We start from the raw sequence: 19,642 nt of genomic DNA, 5'->3' as shown, positions 1-19,642 counted from the left end.
TTACCGGCACGACCACCCATCCCTCCACCAGGGCCCGAGTTGCCGTCCCCACCGCCGCCTCTATGTTGACGGTCATGTCGTTCTGCGAGGCCCGATGAAAGGGCCCGGACTCCTCATCGTCCTGCTGGTCGTCCTCGGCGGCGTCAGCGGCCTCGGATTCCTCCTGGGGCTGGGCAACGCGGCCGTCCTGGCGGCCCTCACCGCGCTCTTCTGTCTCATGGCGGCGGTCGGTGGGCCGCTCTGGGCGGATCTGCGGCTGCTGGCGTGGTTCGCGCCCGCGCTGATCCTCGCGGTGGGGGTGCCGCGGTTGCTGGGCGCGGTGTCTCAGTGGGCGGCGATCGGGCTGTTGATGGTGATCGTGGTCGTCGCCGGGCTGTTGCCCGTGCTCGGGGAACGATTCGTCACGGTCGGGCTGGGGCTCGGGATGGCGTCGTTGTTCGGATACGGCTTCCAGCTGACCGGAACGGCGTCGGCCGGGCAGATCCTGGGCGCGCCCGCGCTCGCGGTCGGCGTCGTGATCTTGTTGCGGGCGTTGATGGGCGCGAAAGATCCCGCCAAGCCGACCCGGGACGCGCTGGCCGACGCGCTCGCGACGGGTACATCCGAAATACAGGAGCGCGCGGCCAGGCTTTGGCTCGCGGATCGGCCTCGTCGCTGGACCGGCCGAGTCCTCGGCGGCATGTTCCGATATCGGGCGGCGACCGGGTTGCTGGAGATCCGGCGGAGACGACTGGACAGCGAAGAAATCGGTGAAACGCTCGACGCCGCCAGAGAAGAAGCCGCCAGGCTCGCCGACGCCGTCCGGAGCCCGGGCGCACCGGACGAAGTCGAACCGGTACGGCGCAAGGAACCCACTGGGCTTCCGGGCGCCACGGCGAGGCTCGTCACCGCGCTCTGGGAGGCTCTCGAGACCATCCGGACCGCGACGGCCGAACGTGACGAGTCGCGTGTGGACGTTCCGAAAGGACTTCGCGAAGAACTGCGCAGAATCGAGTTGAGCGGCGCGTTCTCCTGGCGGTCGGCGCAGTTCCGGCACGCGCTCCGCTGTGGGCTCGGCGTCGGGCTGGCGCTGGTGGTCGCCGGTTTCCGGCCAGGCGACCCGCTCACCGTGTCGTTCCTGCTCGGCACCTTCGCCATCATGCAACCGGAATGGCGGGACAGCCTCAGCAAGGCCTGGCAGCGCATCGGCGGCTCACTCGGCGGCGCCGTCGTGCTCACTCTCGTTCTTTGGCTTCTGCCGCAAGGGTTTCTGCTGCCGATCGGACTCGTCGCGCTACTCGGCGGGTTCTCGGTCATGCAGACGCGTCCGGCGATCTTCAACGGCTGTATGGTCCTGATGTCGGTCGGTATGAACGCGACCACCCGACATCTGGACCCGCGTTACGTACTCGTCGAGTACTTGCTCCTGATGGTGCTCGCCGGCGCCATCGCCCTGCTGTTCGGTTTCGCCGCGATCCCCGGCGTGCCGAAACCCGGCCCGGCGGAACGGTTCGAGACCGCCGTCGGCGCCACCCGCGCGCTGCTCGGCTCGGTGGCGCGGAAACTGCGCGGCGAGAACGTCGACCCGCGGACGCTCGGCCGTGAGTTCCGTGCCGCCGCGGTCGCGCATCACGGCCTGCGAACCGCGGAGCCGGGCACCAAGGAACCCGCACCCGGGCAGCGGGACGCGCTGGAGAACGCGGCCGAAGCCTTGCGCGGCCTGTCCGTCACGGCGTCGTCGCTCTTGCTGCGGCCCGGTTCGGCCGGAGCGGCGGACGCCGTCGACGAGGCGGCGCGCACGCTCGGGACCGTAGAGCCAGCGGAGATCCAGGTGCCTCACGACGCGGACGAGGAGCAGCGCCTGGTGCTCGACACGATCGCCGCCGACGTCGTGGCGGTCGGCGAAGCGGCCCAGAAGCTCTAAGCCTTCTGGCGGTGCTGTCCGGCGATCTCGGCGTCGGGCGTGCACAGCGCGCACGGCGTGAAGCCGAGCTGCCGTGCCTCGCCGATGCCGAGCGGGATCGTGTCCCGGGTTTCGAGCCATTCGCACGAAGTCACGTGATAACGCGGGTACTCGTCGACGACCACGACCTCGGTCTCGAGTTCGGAGACGACCGCCACATCCTCGGGGTCGCTCTTCTCTTCGCCGGGGTCGCCGGTGCGCTGAGGGTCCGGAACCTCTTCCTCGTCGCCCAGCTCACCGGCTGCCGGCATCAAGACGGTCTGCTCGACGTCCTCGGGTTTCTTTTCCTCGCCCTCGGCGGGCTCGGCGGCCTCGGCGTCTTCGGAGGCGTCTTCGCCCGGGTCCTCCGCCTCTTCCTCGACGGGAGCGCGCTTCTTCCGGCGCCGCAGCAGGTCGAAGAGGAGCAGCAACCCCGCGACGACGGAGACACCGATGGAGATCCAAGCCCACAGGGAGTTCGCGGTGATGAGCGCCGCGACGAGCAGCCCCAGAGCCGCCAGTACCAGTACCAGGACGATGTAGAGCACGGTGAATTACAACACGAGGGCCAAGCGAAACGGCCCCGACCCTCCGGAGAGTGCCGAGGCCGTTCCACTGGGTAGAAATCAGGCGGGGCCGGGATCAGCCCGCTTCGGCCCGAGGGCCGAACGAGTAGCCCTGTCCGCCACCGGAGGACGAGGACTGCCCCGAGTTCGACGAAGACGCCGACGCGGGAGCGGCCGAACCACGGTCGTCGAGCTCACGCAACTGGGACTCGAGGAACCCGCGCAGCCTCGTGCGGTACTCCCGCTCGATCGTGCGCAGCTCCTCGATCTTCTTGCCCAGCGAGCCCTTCTCCGCGTTCATGTTGTTCATGGTCTCGGTGTACTTGCGCTGAGCCTCGCGCTCCATGGTCGTCGCCTTGTCGCGCGCCTGGCGCTCCAAGGTCTCGGCACGGGTTCGCGCGTCGTTCAGCATCGTCTCGGCGCGCGTGCGCGCCTCGTTCACCATCGAGTCCGACTTGGACCGCGCGTCCGACAACAGCTGCTCGGACTTGGTCCGGGCCTCCGCCAGCATGCCGTCCGACTCGGTCTTGGCCTCGGCGGTGAGCCGGTCGGCCATTTCCTGCGCCAGCCCGAGCACCTTCGCGGCCTGGACGTTGGGCTCCCCGTTGTCCGGCACCATCGAGTGGGCCTGGGTCTGCTCCATCGCCGACTGCGGCGGCGGCACCGGCGCCAGGCGGCGCGACGGCTCGTCGCGTACCTGCGGCGGTGGGCCGACGGCGCCGGCCTTGGCGTTCTCGAGCTCACCACGGGTGGTCTCGAGCTCGTTGTCGAGCTGTTCGACCTGCTGCCGCAGCTCGTTGTTGTCCTCGATCAACCGGGCAAGCTCGGTCTCCACCAGGTCGAGGAACGCGTCCACCTCGTCCTCGTTGTAGCCCCTTTTGCCAATGGGCGGCTTGCTGAACGCGACGTTATGCACGTCAGCGGGGGTCAACGACATCAGATCACCTCACGCACTCCATGGCCTGCAGGTCCACCGGGGCTTCCCCGAAAATCACCCTGGCGTTGCCAGCTGCATCGCGAAGAACACAACCAACAGCAGCACCATAATCGATAAGTCCAGTCCGACGCCGCCGATTCGTACGGTCGGGATGATTCGTCTGAACAGACGAACCGGTGGGTCGGTCACTGTGTAGATGGTCTCGAGCGTTACCGCAACCCCTCCGGCAGGACGCCACTCGCGAGCGAAAGCACGCACGAGCTCGACGACAATCCGTGCCGTCAGCAGGAGCCAGAAGGCGAACAGCACGTACCAGACGACCAGCAACACAGCATTCACGTAACCACTCTGCCATGCCTCACGTCAAAAGACGCAGTTGACGGGCCGCGGATGGCGATGAGTCGACAAAATCACATCCGGCTGCGCTCAACGGTCACCGGGTGATCAGCCGCGCAGGAACAATCCGCCTTCGGCAATCCGTCGGCGGTCTTCCGCGGTGACATCCACATCGGGCGGTGAGAGAAGGAACACCTTGTTGGTGACCTTGTCCATCGATCCGCGCAACGCGAAAGCGAGCCCCGCGGCGAAGTCGACGAGACGCTTCGCGTCCGCGTTCTCCATCTCCGTGAGGTTCATGATCACCGGGATGCCCTCCCGGTAGTGCTCCCCGATCGCCCGCGCTTCCGCGTAGCTCGTCGGGTGGAGCGTCGTGATCCGGCTCAACGGGTCACGCACCGGCGGACGCACCGGCTCGGTGACCGGCCGCAGCCGCGCGACCGGCTCCGGCTGACGGTCGATCGCCAGTGCTCCGTGGACGGCAGGCTCCGGGCTGGCCACGGAGCGTGACCGAGGCCGCGGCGCGGGCTCGTCATACGTGTCATCGACGTCCCGGTAACGTCCACCCCGTGACCGGGCCGGTGGCTCATCGTCGTAGTCGTACTCGTCGTCGACATATTCCTTTGAGGCATAGCCTCGGCGGTAGTCATCCTCGACGTCATAGCCGTCTTCGTCCGCGGGCACCATCCCGAAGTAGGCCTTCAGCTTCTGCAGCGCGCTCATGCCTCTCCCTAGCCTTAGCCGCGTCCCGCACCGTACTCCCCCGCCCTCGCCGCCACTCCCCGTAACGACGAGACGGTATTCCCTAGGGCGAGGCTAAACCGCGCCCACCGAGCAACGCGGTTCCGACACGCACACAGGTCGAGCCGTGCGTGATCGCCTGCTCGAGATCATTGCTCATTCCGGCGGAGATCTCACGGGCATTTGGGTGTTCTTCCCGTAGACGCTCCGACGCACGAGCGAGTTTCCCGAACGCCTCCGCGGGATCAGTACCCAGCGGCGCCACCGCCATAAGCCCTCGGAGGCGAATATCACCCACATGGGCTATCCGCTCCGCCAAATGGCTCACTTCGCTCAACCGAATGCCCCCGCGCTTCGGATCGTCATCGAGACTTACTTGAATGAGGACGTCCAGCGGGTGATCGCGTTGCCCGGAATCCAGCGCCGACTTGGTCGCCTTCGCGAGTGCGTCGGCGAGGCGCTCGGAGTCGACGGACTGGACCTCGTCCGCCCAGCGCACGACCGATTTGGCCTTGTTCCGCTGCAGGCTGCCGACCATATGCCAGCGGATCCGGGCGTCCGGGCGGAGACCGGCGACCTCTTCGGCTTTCGCGCCGGCTTCCTGATCACGGTTCTCGGCGAGGTCGAGCGCGCCGAGGTCGGCGAGCAGCGCGGCGTCGAGAGCCGGGAAGGTCTTGGTGACCGCGAGTAACTTGACCTCGTCGCGGGCGCGGCCGGCGGCCTTGCACGCGGCGGCGATCCGCTCTTCCACTTCGGCGAGGGAGGCGGCGAGTTCGTCCCGCCGGGTGTCGCTCACGACGCGTCCAGCCACGTGATGCCCGCGATCCGGCCGGTGGTGCCGTCTCGGCGGAAGCTGAAGAGCGTTTTGTCTTCGTTGGTACAGCGCGGATCGACGCCGATCTTGCCGACGCCGAGGTCGGCCAGCTGCCGCCAGAGCCCGGCGCGCAGGTCGAGCCCCGGCGTGCCCTTGCGGGTTTTGCAGGCGCTGCCCGGCACGTGTTTCTCGACGTCGGCGGCCATTTCGGCGGGGACTTCGTAGCAGTCGCCGCAGATCGCGGGGCCGAGCAGCGCTTCGGTGCGGGCCGGCTCGGCGCCGACCGAACGCATCGCCTCGATCGCGGCGGGGACGACACCGACCCTGGCGCCGACGCGGCCCGCGTGGACGGCGGCGACGACACCGGCTTCGGCGTCGGCCAGCAGAAGCGGTACGCAGTCGGCGACGAGCACCACGAGCGCAAGGCCGGGTTCGGCGGTCACGAGCGCGTCGGTCGCTTCGGCGGCGGAGGTCTCCGAACCGTCGACGACGGTGGCGGTCCGGCCGTGGACCTGCTCCATCCACGCCAGCCTGTCCTCGGCGAGGCCGAGTTCGGCGGCGAGGCGCTTGCGGTTGGCGTAGACGTCGCCCGCGTCGTCACCGACGTGATCACCGAGGTTGAAGGTGTCGTAAGGCGGCCGGGAAGCCCCGCCCGCTCTGGTCGTGACAATCCGCCGTACCCGCACGCGTTTCCTCCTAGACCTGAGTGAAGGCCCCCTCGACAGTGGTCAAGGAGGCCTTCACGGAACGTACTGGCGAGAACTACCGCCGCATGAACGGGGGAACGTCGACCTCGTCGTCCGACGGGTCGTCGTGCACCGGCGTGGCGCGACCGGGCAGGCTGCCGTGGTTCGAGTTCGACCCGATCGGCGAGTAGCCGCGCGAACCGCCGCCGGGCTGCGGGAGCCCGCCGGTCATCGAACCGTTGCCCTCGCTTCGGGAGGACGGCATCGGCGTGTGCGTGCGCGGCGGCGCGACCGGGTAGCCGTTCGAACCGGTCGACGGCACCGGCGTGGCACCCGAAGGCGGGCTCTGCACCGGAGTCGCCCCGCCACCGTTGACCTGACCGGCCTGTGCGGACGCGGTCGAGTTCGACCGGGAGCCGAACGCCGGCGGGTCGAGCTTCTTGTGGGTCGGGGTGCCGGCGTCGAAACCGGCCGCGATCACGGTGACCCGGACCTCGTCGCCGAGCGAGTCGTCGATGATCGTCCCGAAGATGATGTTGGCGTCGGGATGCGCGGATTCCTGCACCAGCGACGCGGCCTCGTTGATCTCGAACAGGCCGAGGTCCGACCCGCCCGCGATCGACAGCAGCGCGCCGTGCGCTCCGTCCATCGACGCTTCCAGCAGCGGCGAGTTGATCGCCTTCTCCGCCGCCTGGATCGCCCGGCCCTCGCCGCGCGCCGAGCCGATGCCCATCAGCGCGGAGCCCGCGCCGGACATGACGCTCTTGACGTCGGCGAAGTCCAGGTTGATCAGACCCGGCGTGGTGATCAGGTCGGTGATGCCCTGGACACCTGAGAGCAGGACCTCGTCCGCCGAGCGGAAGGCGTCCATCAGCGAGACACCGATGTCGCCCAGCTGCAGCAGCCGGTCGTTCGGGATGACGATGAGGGTGTCGCATTCGTTGCGCAGCTGCTGGATGCCCTCTTCGGCCTGCTTGCTGCGGCGCTTGCCCTCGAAGGTGAAGGGGCGGGTGACGACGCCGATGGTCAGCGCGCCGAGCTTGCGGGCGATCTGGGCGACGACCGGCGCGCCACCGGTGCCGGTGCCACCGCCCTCACCCGCGGTCACGAACACCATGTCGGCGCCCTTGATGACCTCTTCGATCTCTTCGCGGTGGTCCTCGGCGGCCTTCTGCCCCACCTCGGGGGCGGCGCCGGCACCGAGGCCGCGGGTCAGTTCCCGGCCGATGTCGAGCTTGACGTCGGCGTCGGACATGAGCAGTGCCTGCGCGTCGGTGTTCACCGCGATGAACTCGACACCCTTGAGGCCGACCTCGATCATGCGGTTCACGGCGTTCACTCCGCCGCCGCCGATACCGACGACCTTGATCACCGCAAGGTAGTTGTGCGGGGGCGTCATCGGAGCCGCCTTCCTGATCGTGTGTGCTCGTGCTGCCCGCCGGTCGCTGAGCCTGGACCGAACCCTCGAGCTGAAGTTCAGATTGAGAGTTATGTCAACTGCCGACGTTGAAGCAGGACGGTATGCACCAGGCTGGCTCGAATCCAGTAGCCACGCCGTGTGTCGCAAAGGTGTTTTGCCACAACATGTTCGCGGGCGCAAGAGCGAGACCCGCTCGCGGCGGCGAACGGCGGCCTGGTAAAGGCGGAGATCAGGTGGGCATGGACATGACCATGACGACGTCCTTCGACGGCGATCCCGTCGGTGATCCGCCCGCCTGTTCGACGCTGAGCGCGAACTTCTCGGCCCCGCCGAGACCGTCGGCGACCAGCAGCGCACCGTCCTGACCACCGGAAATGAGCCCGGCGGGTTTGGGCGCGGTGCCCGGGTACATCAGCCAGGCCTGGTAGATCCGGCCCGGTTCGTTCGCCGGCAGTTGCGCCGCCATGAACACCAGCCGGTCCTTCGAGCGCGACATCATCACGGTCCCGCCACCGCCCGCCGAGGTCTCGGCGTGCCCGGTCCGGAGGTCGGCGGCCGAAAGGACGTCGGCGACCGGGGCGTACCGGTCCGCGTACTCCGCCGCCCGCTCCCGCGCGGCGGTCAGCTGCGAGTGGTTGTCGTAGGCGATCCCGCCGAACACGGCGGTGCCCGCCAGCCCGACGACCGCCGCCGCGACCGCGGCGATCGCCCAGCGCGGGGCGCGACGCCGGTCCTTGACGCGCTCCCCGGCGCCGAACCGCGTCTCCGGCGGCTGCTGCCTGGTCGCCATCGCCTCGGCGAGCACGCGGCGTTTGAGCTCGGGCGGCGGGTCTTCGGCCAGCGCGGCACCGAGCCGGGTCGCGGTCATCCGCAGTTCGAGGACCTCTTGCGCGCACGACGCGCATTCGGCGAGGTGCCGCTGGAACTGGGCACGCTCCACTTCGGACAGCGCGTCGACGGCGTAGGCGCCGGTGAGCGTGTGCATCTCGGGCATGGTCATGCCGTCACCCCCAAACAGTCCCGGAGCCTGATCAGGCCGTCCCGGAGCCGGGTCTTGATGGTTCCGTGCGGGGTCTGCAGCACCTCTGAGACCTCGCGATAGGTATAACCCTGGTAATAGGCGAGCAGCACGGATTCCCGTTGCAACTCGGTCAAGCTCGTGAGACAGCGGCGTACCTGCGACTGTTCCCAGCGGGCCGCGACCGCCTCGGCCACCTCGTCGAAGGGCCGGGCACGGGCGGCTTCGAAGGTCGCCTTGACCTCGCGGTCCGAACTGGCGCGCGCCGAGCGGACGCGGTCGACGGCACGGCGGTGCGCGAGCGTCATGGCCCAGTTCAGCGCGCTCCCCCGCTCCGGGGAGTAGCGCGTGGCCGTGCGCCACAGCTCCACCATGACCTCCTGGGTGACCTCTTCGGACTGCGCGGCGTCACGGAGGATCCGGCGCACGAGGCCGAGGACCGGACCGGCGAGTTGGTCGTACAACCCGTCGAAGGCGCGCTCGTCGCCCTTCGCGACCCGGACGAGCAGCTCCTCGGCCGTCGGACCGGCCGATTCGCCTTCACCGGGAACGGGCGCCATCCGGCGCGGGCGTGCCGATTCATCCATCAAGCGTGCCTCCGGCCGTCTGCGGCGTCCGCCGGGTGATCGGAGCCTTCTTCAACCACAGTCTGACCCCATGCCGCCGGATCAGCGCGGAGACCCGATGCGGCATGAGCGGACGGGTCACCAGCATGTGCGTCAGCCACTTGGCGGTGGCGGGCCGCCGCACGCCGCGCAGCGACGCGGTCAGCGGCGTCCGCCCGTCACGACGGAGGGCTATCTTGACCGAGAGCAGCGACCCCGGCCTTGGCACCTCCATCCGGTACTCGCCGTCCATCGGCTGGAACGGCGAGACGTAGAACTCCTTGTCCGCGAAGGCGTTCCCGTCCGCGTCGGGCCGCAGGAGGTACGCGTGCCTGCCGCCGTAGGTGTTGTGGACCTCGGCGACGACGCATTCGAGTCCCCCGTCCGGCCGGTGGCACCAGTACAGGGTGATCGGGTTGAAGTTGTGGCCGAGCATCCGCGCGCCGGCCAGCATCAGCACCCGGCCGCCGCGGAGGTCGACGCCGCGCGCGGCGAGCCAGTGGTCCAATTTGGACCTGATGCTGGAGGTGTCCTCGGGCGCGAAGTGATCTCGCGGGTCGAAACGGGCGAAGGGCCGCAGCCACCACGGCAGCTTCGGCGGCACGTCGAGGTCGACGAACCACAGGTAGATCCGGTGGGCGAACGAGATCGGCGGATCGGTGCGCCGGACATGCGCCACCGTGGAGTCGTAGAGCACGGCCATGACGGTCACCAGCGCACCCCGAAGCTCTCCGCCGCGCGGACACCGGACGCGCAGCCGTCCTCGTGGAATCCCCAGCCGTGGTACGCGCCCGCGAAGGCGACCTTGTCTTCGTTCAGCTCGGGCAGGCGCCGCTGGGCGGCCACGGATTCCGGGGTGTGGACGGGGTGTTCGTAGGTCATCTTGGCCAGCACCGAACCGGCTTCGGGCCCAGTGCCGGGGTTGAGCGTGACTACGTAGCCGGTCGGTTCGTCGAGCCGCATCAGGCGGTTCATGTCGTAGGACACCTGGACCGCGCCTTGGCCCGCACCGCAGAACGGGGTGGCGTAGTTCCAGCCCGCCCGCGCCGAGTCCGCCGCCGGGAGCACCCTGGTGTCGGTGTGCAGCCACGCCTCGTTGCTGGAGTACTGGAACGCGCCGAGCACCTCGCGCTCGGCCTCGGTCGGCGAAGCGAGCAGCTTCAGCGCCTGGTCCGCGTGCGTGGCCAGAACGACCTTGTCGAGCCGATGCCGGGTGTCGGCGTCGTCGCGGACCTCGATCCCCCGCGCGGTGCGTTTGACCGAGCGGACCGGGGTCGACAGGTGCACGGCGGTCAGTTGTTTGGCGGTGCGCTCGACGTACTCGCGGGAGCCGCCGGCGACGGTGCGCCACTTCGGGGACCCGCCGATCGACAGCATGCCGTGGTTGCGCAGGAACTCGAACAGGTACCGCGCGGGGTACTTCAGGGTGTCGGTGCGGTCGGCGGACCAGACGGTCGAGACGACCGGGAGCATGAAGTGGTCGACGAAGTACTTCGTGTACCCGCCGATGGCGAGGAAAGCGCCGAGGGTGACGTCCCCGGCCTCGGGCGCTTCGAGGACGCGCTTCGCGTGCCGGTGGAAGCGTTTGACTTCGGCGAGCATCCGCAGATAGCTGCCGCGTGCGACGTTGCGCGGCTGGGCGAACAAGCCCTTCAGTCCCTTGGCGCCGGCGTACTCGAGACCGCAGCCGTCGCAGCGGATGCTCATCGACATCTCGGTGTCCCGGGTGCCGACGCCCAGTTCGGCGAACAGGCGCAGCAGATTCGGATAGGTACGTTCGTTGTGCACGATGAACCCGGAGTCGACGCCGACGGTGCCACCGTGCGCGCTCGGGACGTCGTGGGTGTGCGCGTGCCCGCCCAGCCTGTCGTCGGCTTCGAACAGCAGTACCTCGTGGCGGCGTTGCAGCAGGTACGCGGCCGTGAGGCCGGCTACGCCGCTGCCGATGACTCCGATGCGTTGACCCTTGGTGTGCACGTGAAGCATTCGGAGCCGGCTCGGACGAGGATTGGATCTCGTGAACCGGCTCGGCATCCGACCCATCCCTTTCCGGTCCAGGAGCGAATCACGACTATGCCGAACAGTCCCGTGTCGCGCCTAGTCCCGTTCGTCGAGCGGCTCCTCGGCGGCTCTCTTCCGGTCGGCCTGCGTACCTGGGACGGCGTACGCGCCGGTCCGCCGGATGCCCCGACCGTGGTACTCCGCAACCGCCGAGCCCTGCGCCGTCTCCTCTACGCGCCCGGCGAATTGGGCCTGGCCCGGGCGTACGTCTCAGGTGATCTCGATGTCGATGGCGACCTCGCCGACGGATTCCGCCGGATCTGGGCGCTGACCCGTTCGGGTGCCGTGCGCGGTGCGAAGCTGGGCCCGCGCGAATGGGCCGAGGCGCTCCGGCTCGCGGTGGGACTCGGCGTCGTCGGGCCGCCGCCCGCACCGCCCGCCGAGGAGGCCCGGCTGTCCGGGAAGCTGCACACGCTGCTTCGCGACAAGTCGGCCATCGCGCACCACTACGACCTCGGCAACGCCTTCTACCAGCTGTTGATGGACGAATCGATGGCCTACTCCTCGGCGTACTGGACGTCCGAGGAGGAGGGGTACGACCTCGAACAGGCCCAGTGGGACAAGCTCGAACTGATCTGCCGCAAGCTCGGCCTGCGCCCGGGGATGCGGCTCCTCGACGTCGGCTGCGGCTGGGGCTCGCTCCTGGTCCACGCGGCGAAACACCACGGGGTCCAGGCCGTCGGGATCACCCTGTCGGCGGAACAGCTGCAGCACGTCCGCGGCCGCCTCGTCCAGCACGATCTGGAGGATCGGGTCGAGGTCCGGCGGCAGGACTATCGCGAGCTGGCAGGCGAGCCGTTCGACGCGGTCGCGTCCATCGAGATGGGTGAACACGTCGGCGAAGAGAACTACCCCGAGTACACGCGGACGCTGTACCGGATGCTCAAGCCCACCGGACGGCTGGTCCTGCAGCAGATGTCCCGCGGCGCGGTGGCCCCCGGCGGCGGCGCGTTCATCGAGCGCTACATCGCCCCCGACATGACGATGCGGCCGCTGAGCCGCACGCTCGGGCATCTGGAGACCGCCGGGTTCGAGATCCGCGACGTCCACGCGCTGCGCGAGCACTACGTGCGTACGGTCCGGGCCTGGGAGAAGACGCTCGAGAGCAACTGGGACGACGTCGTCGCGCTGATCGGTGAATCCGGTGCGCGGGTCTGGCGGCTGTACCTGGTCGGCGGGGCGCTGGCGTTCGAGGAGAACCGGATGGGCGTGGACCAGATCCTGGCGGTCCGCACCTCCGACGAGGGCTTGAGCGCGCTGCCCGCCACCCGGGAGTGGTCCTGATGCCGCTCGGCGGGACCCTCGCGATCACGGCGGGCGCGACGCTGCTGGCCTTCGTCGTCACCTTCGGCATCGCGCGGTGGCGCAAGCGGTATGACACCGTCGACACATTCTGGGGGCCGGGCTTCGCGATCGTCGCGCTGGTGGCGGCGCCGCTCGGGGACGGGTCGGTGGCGCTGCGCCTCGTCACCGCGCTGCTGACCACGATCTGGGGTGTGCGCCTCGGCGTCCACCTGCACCTGCGCAACCACAAGCTGCCCGAAGACCCGCGCTACGTGCGGATGGCGGAGAGCGCCGGGGAGAATCCGGCGCTCAAGCTCTTCGTCCGCGTGTACCTGGTCCAGGCGGTGGTGCTCTGGTTCGTCTCGCTGCCGGTCCAGTTCGCGATGTACGGCGACACCTTCGGGGTGACTGCGTGGCTCGGCGTCGCCCTGTGGCTGATCGGCTTCGGATTCGAGACGATCGGCGACGAGCAGCTGCGGCGCTTCAAGGCCGGCCCGGACAACAAGGGGAAGGTCCTCGACAGCGGCCTGTGGCGTTACACCCGGCATCCGAACTACTTCGGCGACGCGTGCGTGTGGTGGGGCCTGTACCTGCTGGCGTGTGCGAGCTGGGTGGGGGCGGCGACGATCCTGTCGCCGATCGCGATGACGTACACGCTGGCCAGGGGAACCGGAAAACCTCTGCTGGAGAAGGGTTTACGGCGTTCCCGGCCGGGATACGCGACGTACGTCGAGCGGACCAGCGGGTTCTTCCCGTTGCCCCCTCGCCGCGTCACTCCCCGGTGAGACCGTCCGTCAGTTCGCGCAACAGGTCGAGGTGGCCGGCGTGCCTGCCGGTCTCCTCGATCATGTGCGCGACCACGAACCGGACGTTGACCTTGCGATCGCCGCGGAAGGGGACCTCGTCGTCGAGCCCCATCGCGGCGACGATCTTGCGGCTCCGCTCGCACTCGGCCTCGTAGGCGGCGATCAGCTGCTCGATCGGGGTCTGCATGGCGACCCGGAACTCGGCGTCCGGATCGGTCTCCAGTGCCTCCTTCCAGACGTCCTCCTGCCCGTTGAGCACCACGTTGAACCAGTACTGCTCGACGAGGGTCAGATGCCCGAGCAGACCGGCGACGGTGGTCAGTTCGCTGGGGACGAGCGGACGGCGGGCCTGCTCGTCGGTGAGGCCGGAGCATTTCCACACGACGGTGGCGCGAAGGAAGTCGAGAAAGCCGTTCAGCTGCGTGCGCTCGTCGCCGGTGAGCGGCGGTTCGGGGCGCTTCGGTTCGTCGGTCATGGTGGTTCAGTCTGCCGGTTTCCTCGGATGATCCGCCAACGAGTTACCCGGGACGCACTTGTCCACCATCTGCCGCACAGCCGTGGTCCATGTCCGAGCGTGATCCCATCGTTCGAGTGAAACCAGCAGTAGTTAGCGCCACTGAAACATGACGACCACCCGCTCGTCATGTCAGGCTGGTGCAGTTGTGCCATCGCCCCCGGTTCCGAGAAAGGTCACTATGTCAGGCCCCCAGCTGAGCGCACTCGATGTCGCTTTCCTTTGCCTGGAAAGCGAAACGACGCCCATGCACATGGGTGCGGTGGTCACCTTCCGCCCGCACGGGCAGGTGCACGCGCGGAGGCTGACCGCGTTGCTGGCCGAGCGGGCCGCACGGCTTCCGAAGCTGCGTCAGCGCCCCCGTACCGCGCTGTTCCCGCCCGGTGCCGCCGTCTGGGCCGAAGACCCGGATTTCGTTGCCAGTGAACATATTTCACATCATCACCTGAGCTCCCTGTACGAACCGGACCCGCTGTCCGCCTACGCCTCGCACTGGATGGGGCGGCCGCTCGACACCGGAAAACCCTTGTGGGACTTGCATCTCGTCACCGGCCTGCCGGACGGCGAGTTCGCGTTGCTGCTGAAACTGCACCACGCCCTCACCGACGGGGCGGGCGCGTACGCCGTCGCCGTCGGCCTGCTCGACGAACTCCCGCGCGCGCCGAGGCGTCCGCACAGCGGGTCCGTGCCGCCCGCGCCCCGCTCCCCTGTGGACGCTGTCAAGGAAGCCGTCGGCTCGACGCTGGCACAGGCCGGGATCGCCTCTTCGGTCGTCCGCGCGACCCGTTCGCCGCTGTCGCCGATCAGCGCGCCGCCGTCGACCGAACGACGGCTCGGCCTCGTCCGGCTGGACACCGCCGAGATCCGGCGGATCCGCCGGGCCCACGGCGGGACCGCCAACGACGTCGTGCTGGCGATCCTCAGCGGCGCGCTGCGCGAGTGGATGATCAACCGCGGCCAGCGCGCCGACGACCGGACGCTGCGGGCGCTCATCCCGGTCAGCGTGCGCGGGCGCTCCGCCGAGCAACTCGGCGGGAACAAGCTGTCCGGCTATCTCTGCGAACTGCCGGTCGGCCTCGACGATCCGGCCGAGCGGCTGCTGGCCGTCCAACGCGAAATGAGCCGGAACAAGGCGGCGGGCCCCGCGCGGGGACCTGGCGCGTTCCCGCTGCTCGCCGACCGGATGCCCTCGATGCTGCACCGGCTCGGTTCCAAGGCCGCCGGGCTGGCCGCGCCGCTGCTGTTCGACCTCGTGATCACCACGGTGCCGGTGCCGCCCAACCGGCTCACCCTCGATGGGACGAAGGTCGCCGGCGTGTACCCGTTCGTGCCGCTGGCGCCGCGGCAGGCGGTCGGCATCGCGGTGGCGACCTATCGCGACTCGGTCCACATCGGACTTCAGGCGAACGGGGCGGCGGTTTCGGACGTGGGTTCGCTGCGGGACGGGGTACTCAAGTCGGCCGCGAGACTGCTGGACACCGCCTGACAGCTCGTGAGTGGCAAGGACGGTTAGAACCGTCCTTGCCACTCACGAGGCGCGTCAGCCGCGCAGCATCTCCGCGACCAGGAACGCCAGCTCCAGCGACTGCTGCGTGTTCAGGCGCGGGTCGCACGCGGTCTCGTACCGGCCGGAAAGGTCCAGATCCGAGATCTCCTGCGCGCCGCCGAGGCATTCGGTGACGTCCTCGCCGGTCAGCTCCACGTGGATGCCGCCAGGGTATGTGCCGAGCTTGCGGTGCACCTCGAAGAAGCCCTGGACCTCGTCCACGATCCGGTCGAAGTGCCGGGTCTTGTAGCCCGTCGAGGACTCGTGCGTGTTGCCGTGCATCGGGTCGCACTGCCAGATGACCTTGTGCCCGGACGCCTCGACCTTCTCGACGATCGCGGGCAGCACCTCGCGGACCTTGCCGTTGCCCATCCGGGCGATCAGCGTCAGCCTGCCGGGTTCGTTGCGCGGGTCGAGGCGGCGGACGTACTCGACGGCCTGCTCCGGCGTGGTCGTCGGGCCGATCTTGAGGCCGATCGGGTTGGCCAGCAGTTCGGCGAAGGCGATGTGCGCGCCGTCGAGTTGCCTGGTCCGCTCGCCCACCCACAGGAAGTGCGAGGACAGGTTGTACAGCTTGGGGTTCGCCGCGTCCGCGCGGTCCATCCGCAGCATGGAACGCTCGTAGTCCAGCAGCAGCGCCTCGTGGCTGGCAAAGATCTCGGTGGACTGGAGCGAGGTGTCGGTGACGCCGCAGGCCGACATGAACCGCAGGCCGCGGTCGATCTCCGAGGCCAGCGCCTCGTAGCGCTCGCTGGCGGGCGAGGACTTCACGAAGTCCTTGTTCCAGTCGTGCACCTGGTGCAGGTCCGCCATGCCGGCGCCGGTGAGCGCGCGGACGAGGTTCATCGCGGCGCCCGCGTTCGCGTAGGCGCGGATCATCCGGCCCGGGTCGGGCACGCGGAGTTCGGGCTTGGCGACGAGCGAGTTGATGATGTCGCCGCGGTACACCGGCAGGCCGAGCGCGTCGGTGGACGCCGAACGCGGCTTCGCGTACTGGCCGGCGATCCGGCCGACCTTCACCACCGGCAGGCTCGCGCCGTAGGTGAGGACGACGGCCATCTGCAGCAGGGTGCGCAGGTTGGCGCGGATATGCGGTTCGGTGTTCGACTCGAACGTCTCCGCGCAGTCGCCGCCCTGAAGCAGGAACGCCTCGCCGCGGGCGACCATGGCGAGCCGGTCGGAAAGACGGTCGATCTCGGCGGGGACGGTGATCGGCGGCACACTCTCCAGCACGCCGCGGACACGCTTCGTCAGCTCGGCGTCCGGCCACTCGGGCTGCTGCGCCGCGGGCCGGGAAAGCGCGTCGTCGAGCCGATCACGCAGCTCGGGAGGCAGAGGAGGCAGTTCGGGGAGCGTGTCGACGGGAACGTCCACTGTCCAGTTCACCGGACCAGGATATGCCGCGCCGAAAGCCGCCCGCCCACCGGGACGAAAGTCCCAAAACGTGGACGGGCGGCGGGCTGATCAGGCGGCCTGCGCCTTGTTGTAGAGGTTCTGCGCGTCCGTGCCGAAGTACGGGCCGAACATGTAACCGGGCAGGAAGGTGTAGCCGAAGCTGTTCACCGAGGCCTGGACGCCCGCGCCGGTCGCCTCGCTGAAGTTGAGGAACCACGGGCCGCCGCTCGAACCGCCGGTCATGTTGCAGTTCATCCCGTGGTCCTTGGTGAGCAGGAAGTCGGTGAACGTGCTCCCACTGCAGTAGATCAGCTTCGAGCCGTCGTACGGGGCCGCCGCCGGGTACCCGAACGTGTACATCGACTGGTTGCGCGCCTGGTTGAACGCGATCCCCTGCGCGCCGACGACGTCGGTCAGCTTCTGCCCGTTGAGCGGGTTGACCACGGCCGCGCCGATGTCGTAGTTCATGTCCTCGCTCGCTTCCCACTGCGGCGTGGTCAGCGTGCTCTTCGCGGCCCACGTGCCGTAGGGCGTGTTGCCGTTGTCGTAGCCAGGCGCGAAGGTCCAGTTCGTGTGCCAGGCGCCCTGGTACTTCACGCAGTGCCCGGCGGTGATCACGACACTGCCGTTGGCGCTGGTGACCGCGTCACCGGAGCACGACGCGTTCCGCCCGCCCATGGTGAAGAACACCCGGCCCGCGGTCTGGACGACCTTGCCGGCCCCGGTCCACGCGCCGCCACCGTTCGGGATGCTCTGGATGATCGTGCTCTTGCCCTTCGCGACCTCCTTCGGGGTGAAGGCGGGCGCCTGGACCAGCCGTTCGATCGGCACCGCCGACCGCATCCGCTCGGGCGTCCAATAGGCCGCCACAGCCTGCGCGTCGGTCGCTGCCTGATGCTGGACCGGTCCGGCGTGCGCGGGACTCGCGACGGCGGTCAGCGCCGTCACCGCCAGCCCGACGAGCGCCGCCAGGATCCCCGTCCGGGAAGCCGTCCTCTTCATGGCGTACCACCTTTCGCCACCGTGAATCGCCGTATGACTTGCACGACATTTCGAAAGTATTTGTCCTGCTACCGGGCGTACAAGCGGCCGTTCGGCCCAAATACGGCGCACGCGGCGAGTTAATCTTGCTCGTGGGGATATCTGTGGACGGCTTCGCGCGGCTGGGCACGCATCTCGTGGCTCCGATCGCCTGGATGCTCCTGGCACCGATCGCGATCGTGGTCGGTGACGGCCAGGGCCTCGTCTGGCCGTCGCTTCTGGCGCTGCTCGGTTCGGCGCTCGTGACCCTCGCCGTCGGGTGGTCGATAAAGCGCGCATCCGGCTTCGGGATTTCGCCGTACACGTCGCCCGAATCCGCCGCGGTCACCGTGCTGGTGTTCACCTTCGGGCCGGTGATGCTGCTCGGCGGACTGCTGGTGGCCTGGCTGGGCTGGGCCCGCGTCAAGCTGGGCGAAGACACCTTCGCCGAAGCCGCCGCCGGGATCCTGCTGGGGATCCTGGCCGGCGGCCTCGGCTGGATCGGTTTGATCGTCTTCCTGTTCTCCTGATCAAGCCGGACAGAGCGTGTCGGCGGCCGGGAGGTCGCCGTCCCGCAGATAGCGCACGACGGCGTCGTTCCCGCAGGCGTTCTCCTGGGTGAAGACGCCGTGCCCGCCGGCGTCCACGGCGACGTACTTCGCCCGCGCACCCAGCGCCGCCCGCATTTCACGGGCGCCGACGAGCGGTGTCGCCGGGTCGCGGAGATTCTGTACCAGCAGGATGTTCGACGGACCGCGGTCGTGGATCCGCACGGGCGGTTCGCGGCGTTCGACCGGCCAGAACGCGCAGGGGGTGATGTTCGCGGAGGCAGGGCCGAACATCGGGTGCGTCACGCGGGCCCGCTCGACCGCCTTTTGGTAGTAGCGAATGTTTTCCGGCCAGTCGGAGTCGTTGCAGAGCACCTGAAGCTGGAGCGCGGCGTGGTTGTCGGAGTCGAGCGGCCCGCCCCGCGCCTTCGTTGTCGGAGCGGACCATTTCTCGGCGAGACCCGGGAAGTTCGCGTCGTCGTACAGCGCTCCCCAGGTGTCGCTTCGGATTCCCGGGCGCTTTTCGGCCAGTTCGACGAACTTCGCCGTCACCTCGGCCGGTGTCCGCCCCAGGTGGTAGACATCGTCCCGTGCCGCCGCCCAAGCCGTGAAGTCGCCGAAGCGGTCATCGAAGCCGTCCGCGAAGCGCTGGTGCGCCCGGACGTCCAGCCCGTCGGGACCGAGAAGGCTGTCCAGCACGATTCGATCCGTGCGCGCCGGGAACATCGACGCGTAGGCGGCACCGAGATAGCTCCCGTACGAGACGCCGTAGTACGAGATCTTCCCCTCCCCTAACGCCTCGCGGATCCGGTCCATATCGCGCGCGGTGTTGGCGGTGGTCATCTGAGGCAGGAGATCCGCTGTCTTCGACTCGGCGCATTGCTTCGCCACCACACGGGACTTCGCCGCCTTCTCGGCGACGTCGCGCGGGCCTTCCGCGTACGGGCCGACGAGGATGAACCGCTGTTCCTCGGTGAGGTCGCAGGTCACCGGCGTGCTGTAGGTGGTCCCGCGCGGGTCGAAACCGATGACGTCGTAACTGTCGAGCAGGCCGGACTGTCCCTGTCGTTGCGCGAGTTGCGCGGGCATCGCCAGGCCGGGGCTCCCGGGGCCGCCGGGGTTCATCAGCAGCACACCTCGGCGCTGGGGCGAGGTGCTCGCCTTACGGGAAACAGTGAGTTCGATGGTCCGCCCGCCGGGGTCGGCGTAGTCCAGCGGCACCTTGAGTCTCGCGCATTCGAGGCCCTCGGTCGGTGAGGGTGTCACGCCGTAGTCCGGGCACGGTGACGTCCACTTCAGCGCCGGGGCCGCGTCGGCGGTCGCTGGGACGGCCATGGTCAGTGGCAGGAAAGCCAGTATCGCCAACGTTTTTCTCATGTCGAAAGCCTGGCGTGGCCGGCCGCCTACCGCGTCGGCCCGGAGCA

General features: G+C 69.0%; 20 protein-coding genes. 5 read left to right on the top strand and 15 right to left on the bottom strand.

All coding sequences use genetic code 11. The features are described from left to right. The first annotated feature begins 94 nt into the window (after positions 1–94). Positions 95–1,903 (top strand): FUSC family protein, encoded by a 1,809-nt coding sequence (locus tag BLW75_RS38415; protein WP_034319188.1) that lies wholly within the window; start codon positions 95–97, stop codon positions 1,901–1,903. On the opposite strand, the gene BLW75_RS38410 is transcribed toward BLW75_RS38415, so the two are convergent. The 11 genes from BLW75_RS38410 to BLW75_RS38360 all read right to left on the bottom strand — a co-directional run bounded on the left by BLW75_RS38410 (position 1,900) and on the right by BLW75_RS38360 (position 11,030). Next, positions 1,900–2,469, bottom strand: coding sequence for a hypothetical protein (locus BLW75_RS38410; RefSeq protein ID WP_034319192.1), 570 nt, complete (start codon positions 2,467–2,469; stop codon positions 1,900–1,902). The genes BLW75_RS38415 and BLW75_RS38410 overlap by 4 nt on opposite strands. A 94-nt stretch (positions 2,470–2,563) precedes the next feature. After that, on the bottom strand, positions 2,564–3,424 hold the full coding sequence (gene wag31 / locus BLW75_RS38405) for a DivIVA-like cell division protein Wag31 (RefSeq protein ID WP_034319194.1): 861 nt from the start codon (positions 3,422–3,424) through the stop codon (positions 2,564–2,566). 54 nt (positions 3,425–3,478) lie between these two features. Further along, entirely contained in the window at positions 3,479–3,754 is a 276-nt protein-coding gene (locus BLW75_RS38400; protein WP_005155180.1) for a YggT family protein, read from the bottom strand. Positions 3,755–3,868: 114 nt separating this feature from the next. Next, on the bottom strand, positions 3,869–4,483 hold the full coding sequence (locus tag BLW75_RS38395) for a cell division protein SepF (RefSeq protein ID WP_034319198.1): 615 nt from the start codon (positions 4,481–4,483) through the stop codon (positions 3,869–3,871). A gap of 82 nt (positions 4,484–4,565) precedes the next feature. Then, entirely contained in the window at positions 4,566–5,297 is a 732-nt protein-coding gene (locus tag BLW75_RS38390; RefSeq protein ID WP_034319201.1) for a YggS family pyridoxal phosphate-dependent enzyme, read from the bottom strand. Then, positions 5,294–6,001 (bottom strand): peptidoglycan editing factor PgeF, encoded by a 708-nt coding sequence (pgeF, locus tag BLW75_RS38385; protein ID WP_034319204.1) that lies wholly within the window; start codon positions 5,999–6,001, stop codon positions 5,294–5,296. Before pgeF ends, BLW75_RS38390 begins: the two co-directional genes overlap by 4 nt. A gap of 76 nt (positions 6,002–6,077) precedes the next feature. Beyond that, entirely contained in the window at positions 6,078–7,400 is a 1,323-nt protein-coding gene (ftsZ, locus tag BLW75_RS38380; protein WP_034319208.1) for a cell division protein FtsZ, read from the bottom strand. A gap of 250 nt (positions 7,401–7,650) precedes the next feature. Then, positions 7,651–8,421: an anti-sigma factor gene (locus BLW75_RS38375; RefSeq protein WP_034319210.1), complete on the bottom strand. Its 771-nt coding sequence runs from the start codon at positions 8,419–8,421 to the stop codon at positions 7,651–7,653. Further along, a complete protein-coding gene (sigK, locus tag BLW75_RS38370; protein ID WP_034319213.1) occupies positions 8,418–9,026 on the bottom strand; it encodes an ECF RNA polymerase sigma factor SigK in 609 nt (202 codons plus the stop codon). The genes BLW75_RS38375 and sigK overlap by 4 nt, the downstream gene beginning before the upstream one ends. Beyond that, the gene (locus BLW75_RS38365) at positions 9,019–9,747 is read right to left on the bottom strand and encodes a DUF1365 domain-containing protein (protein WP_034319408.1); all 729 of its coding nucleotides are present in this window, start codon (positions 9,745–9,747) and stop codon (positions 9,019–9,021) included. Before BLW75_RS38365 ends, sigK begins: the two co-directional genes overlap by 8 nt. 5 nt (positions 9,748–9,752) lie before the next feature. Further along, the gene (locus BLW75_RS38360) at positions 9,753–11,030 is read right to left on the bottom strand and encodes an NAD(P)/FAD-dependent oxidoreductase (RefSeq protein WP_034319216.1); all 1,278 of its coding nucleotides are present in this window, start codon (positions 11,028–11,030) and stop codon (positions 9,753–9,755) included. Between the two features lie 87 nt (positions 11,031–11,117). Between BLW75_RS38360 and BLW75_RS38355 the strand changes: the two genes are divergently transcribed. Then, positions 11,118–12,389 carry an SAM-dependent methyltransferase gene (locus tag BLW75_RS38355; RefSeq protein WP_034319219.1) on the top strand — a complete coding sequence of 424 codons (1,272 nt, stop codon included), beginning with the start codon at positions 11,118–11,120 and terminating at the stop codon, positions 12,387–12,389. Next, the gene (locus tag BLW75_RS38350) at positions 12,389–13,174 is read left to right on the top strand and encodes a DUF1295 domain-containing protein (protein WP_034319411.1); all 786 of its coding nucleotides are present in this window, start codon (positions 12,389–12,391) and stop codon (positions 13,172–13,174) included. Before BLW75_RS38355 ends, BLW75_RS38350 begins: the two co-directional genes overlap by 1 nt. Here BLW75_RS38350 and BLW75_RS38345 read toward each other — a convergent pair. Beyond that, positions 13,161–13,670 (bottom strand): DinB family protein, encoded by a 510-nt coding sequence (locus BLW75_RS38345; protein ID WP_034319222.1) that lies wholly within the window; start codon positions 13,668–13,670, stop codon positions 13,161–13,163. The two genes, BLW75_RS38350 and BLW75_RS38345, sit on opposite strands and share 14 nt — an antisense overlap. 220 nt (positions 13,671–13,890) lie before the next feature. Here BLW75_RS38345 and BLW75_RS38340 point away from each other — a divergent pair, with 220 nt between their 5' ends. Next, positions 13,891–15,195: a wax ester/triacylglycerol synthase family O-acyltransferase gene (locus BLW75_RS38340; protein ID WP_198935807.1), complete on the top strand. Its 1,305-nt coding sequence runs from the start codon at positions 13,891–13,893 to the stop codon at positions 15,193–15,195. 54 nt (positions 15,196–15,249) lie between these two features. Here the strand turns inward: BLW75_RS38340 and BLW75_RS38335 are convergent, their stop codons facing one another. Together BLW75_RS38335 and BLW75_RS38330 are read right to left on the bottom strand one after the other, a co-directional pair. Beyond that, positions 15,250–16,641, bottom strand: a complete 1,392-nt coding sequence (locus tag BLW75_RS38335) for a class II 3-deoxy-7-phosphoheptulonate synthase (RefSeq protein WP_034319228.1) — start codon at positions 16,639–16,641, stop codon at positions 15,250–15,252. A gap of 78 nt (positions 16,642–16,719) precedes the next feature. Beyond that, on the bottom strand, positions 16,720–17,652 hold the full coding sequence (locus tag BLW75_RS38330) for a trypsin-like serine peptidase (protein ID WP_034319231.1): 933 nt from the start codon (positions 17,650–17,652) through the stop codon (positions 16,720–16,722). 131 nt (positions 17,653–17,783) lie between these two features. On the opposite strand from BLW75_RS38330, the gene BLW75_RS38325 reads away from it, so the two are divergent. Then, positions 17,784–18,200, top strand: coding sequence for a hypothetical protein (locus BLW75_RS38325; protein WP_241783930.1), 417 nt, complete (start codon positions 17,784–17,786; stop codon positions 18,198–18,200). Here BLW75_RS38325 and BLW75_RS38320 read toward each other — a convergent pair whose 3' ends face one another. Further along, on the bottom strand, positions 18,201–19,595 hold the full coding sequence (locus BLW75_RS38320) for an alpha/beta hydrolase (protein WP_034319413.1): 1,395 nt from the start codon (positions 19,593–19,595) through the stop codon (positions 18,201–18,203). Between the last annotated feature and the right edge of the window lie 47 nt (positions 19,596–19,642).

Origin of the sequence: Amycolatopsis lurida (assembly GCF_900105055.1) — a bacterium.
GTDB lineage: Bacteria > Actinomycetota > Actinomycetes > Mycobacteriales > Pseudonocardiaceae > Amycolatopsis > Amycolatopsis lurida.
The sequence above is the reverse complement of the archived record's forward strand: the minus strand, read 5'-3'. Positions and strand labels throughout refer to the sequence as shown.

Coding starts and splice junctions, on each gene's coding strand:
- BLW75_RS38330 (WP_034319231.1), bottom strand. CDS start 17,652: ATGAAGAGGACGGCTTCCCGGACGGGGATCCTGGCGGCGCTCGTCGGG.
- BLW75_RS38340 (WP_198935807.1), top strand. CDS start 13,891: ATGTCAGGCCCCCAGCTGAGCGCACTCGATGTCGCTTTCCTTTGCCTG.
- sigK (WP_034319213.1), bottom strand. CDS start 9,026: ATGGATGAATCGGCACGCCCGCGCCGGATGGCGCCCGTTCCCGGTGAA.
- wag31 (WP_034319194.1), bottom strand. CDS start 3,424: ATGTCGTTGACCCCCGCTGACGTGCATAACGTCGCGTTCAGCAAGCCG.
- ftsZ (WP_034319208.1), bottom strand. CDS start 7,400: ATGACGCCCCCGCACAACTACCTTGCGGTGATCAAGGTCGTCGGTATC.
- BLW75_RS38345 (WP_034319222.1), bottom strand. CDS start 13,670: ATGACCGACGAACCGAAGCGCCCCGAACCGCCGCTCACCGGCGACGAG.
- BLW75_RS38415 (WP_034319188.1), top strand. CDS start 95: ATGAAAGGGCCCGGACTCCTCATCGTCCTGCTGGTCGTCCTCGGCGGC.
- BLW75_RS38360 (WP_034319216.1), bottom strand. CDS start 11,030: ATGCTTCACGTGCACACCAAGGGTCAACGCATCGGAGTCATCGGCAGC.
- BLW75_RS38375 (WP_034319210.1), bottom strand. CDS start 8,421: ATGACCATGCCCGAGATGCACACGCTCACCGGCGCCTACGCCGTCGAC.
- BLW75_RS38395 (WP_034319198.1), bottom strand. CDS start 4,483: ATGAGCGCGCTGCAGAAGCTGAAGGCCTACTTCGGGATGGTGCCCGCG.
- BLW75_RS38320 (WP_034319413.1), bottom strand. CDS start 19,595: ATGAGAAAAACGTTGGCGATACTGGCTTTCCTGCCACTGACCATGGCC.
- BLW75_RS38365 (WP_034319408.1), bottom strand. CDS start 9,747: ATGGCCGTGCTCTACGACTCCACGGTGGCGCATGTCCGGCGCACCGAT.
- BLW75_RS38350 (WP_034319411.1), top strand. CDS start 12,389: ATGCCGCTCGGCGGGACCCTCGCGATCACGGCGGGCGCGACGCTGCTG.
- BLW75_RS38355 (WP_034319219.1), top strand. CDS start 11,118: ATGCCGAACAGTCCCGTGTCGCGCCTAGTCCCGTTCGTCGAGCGGCTC.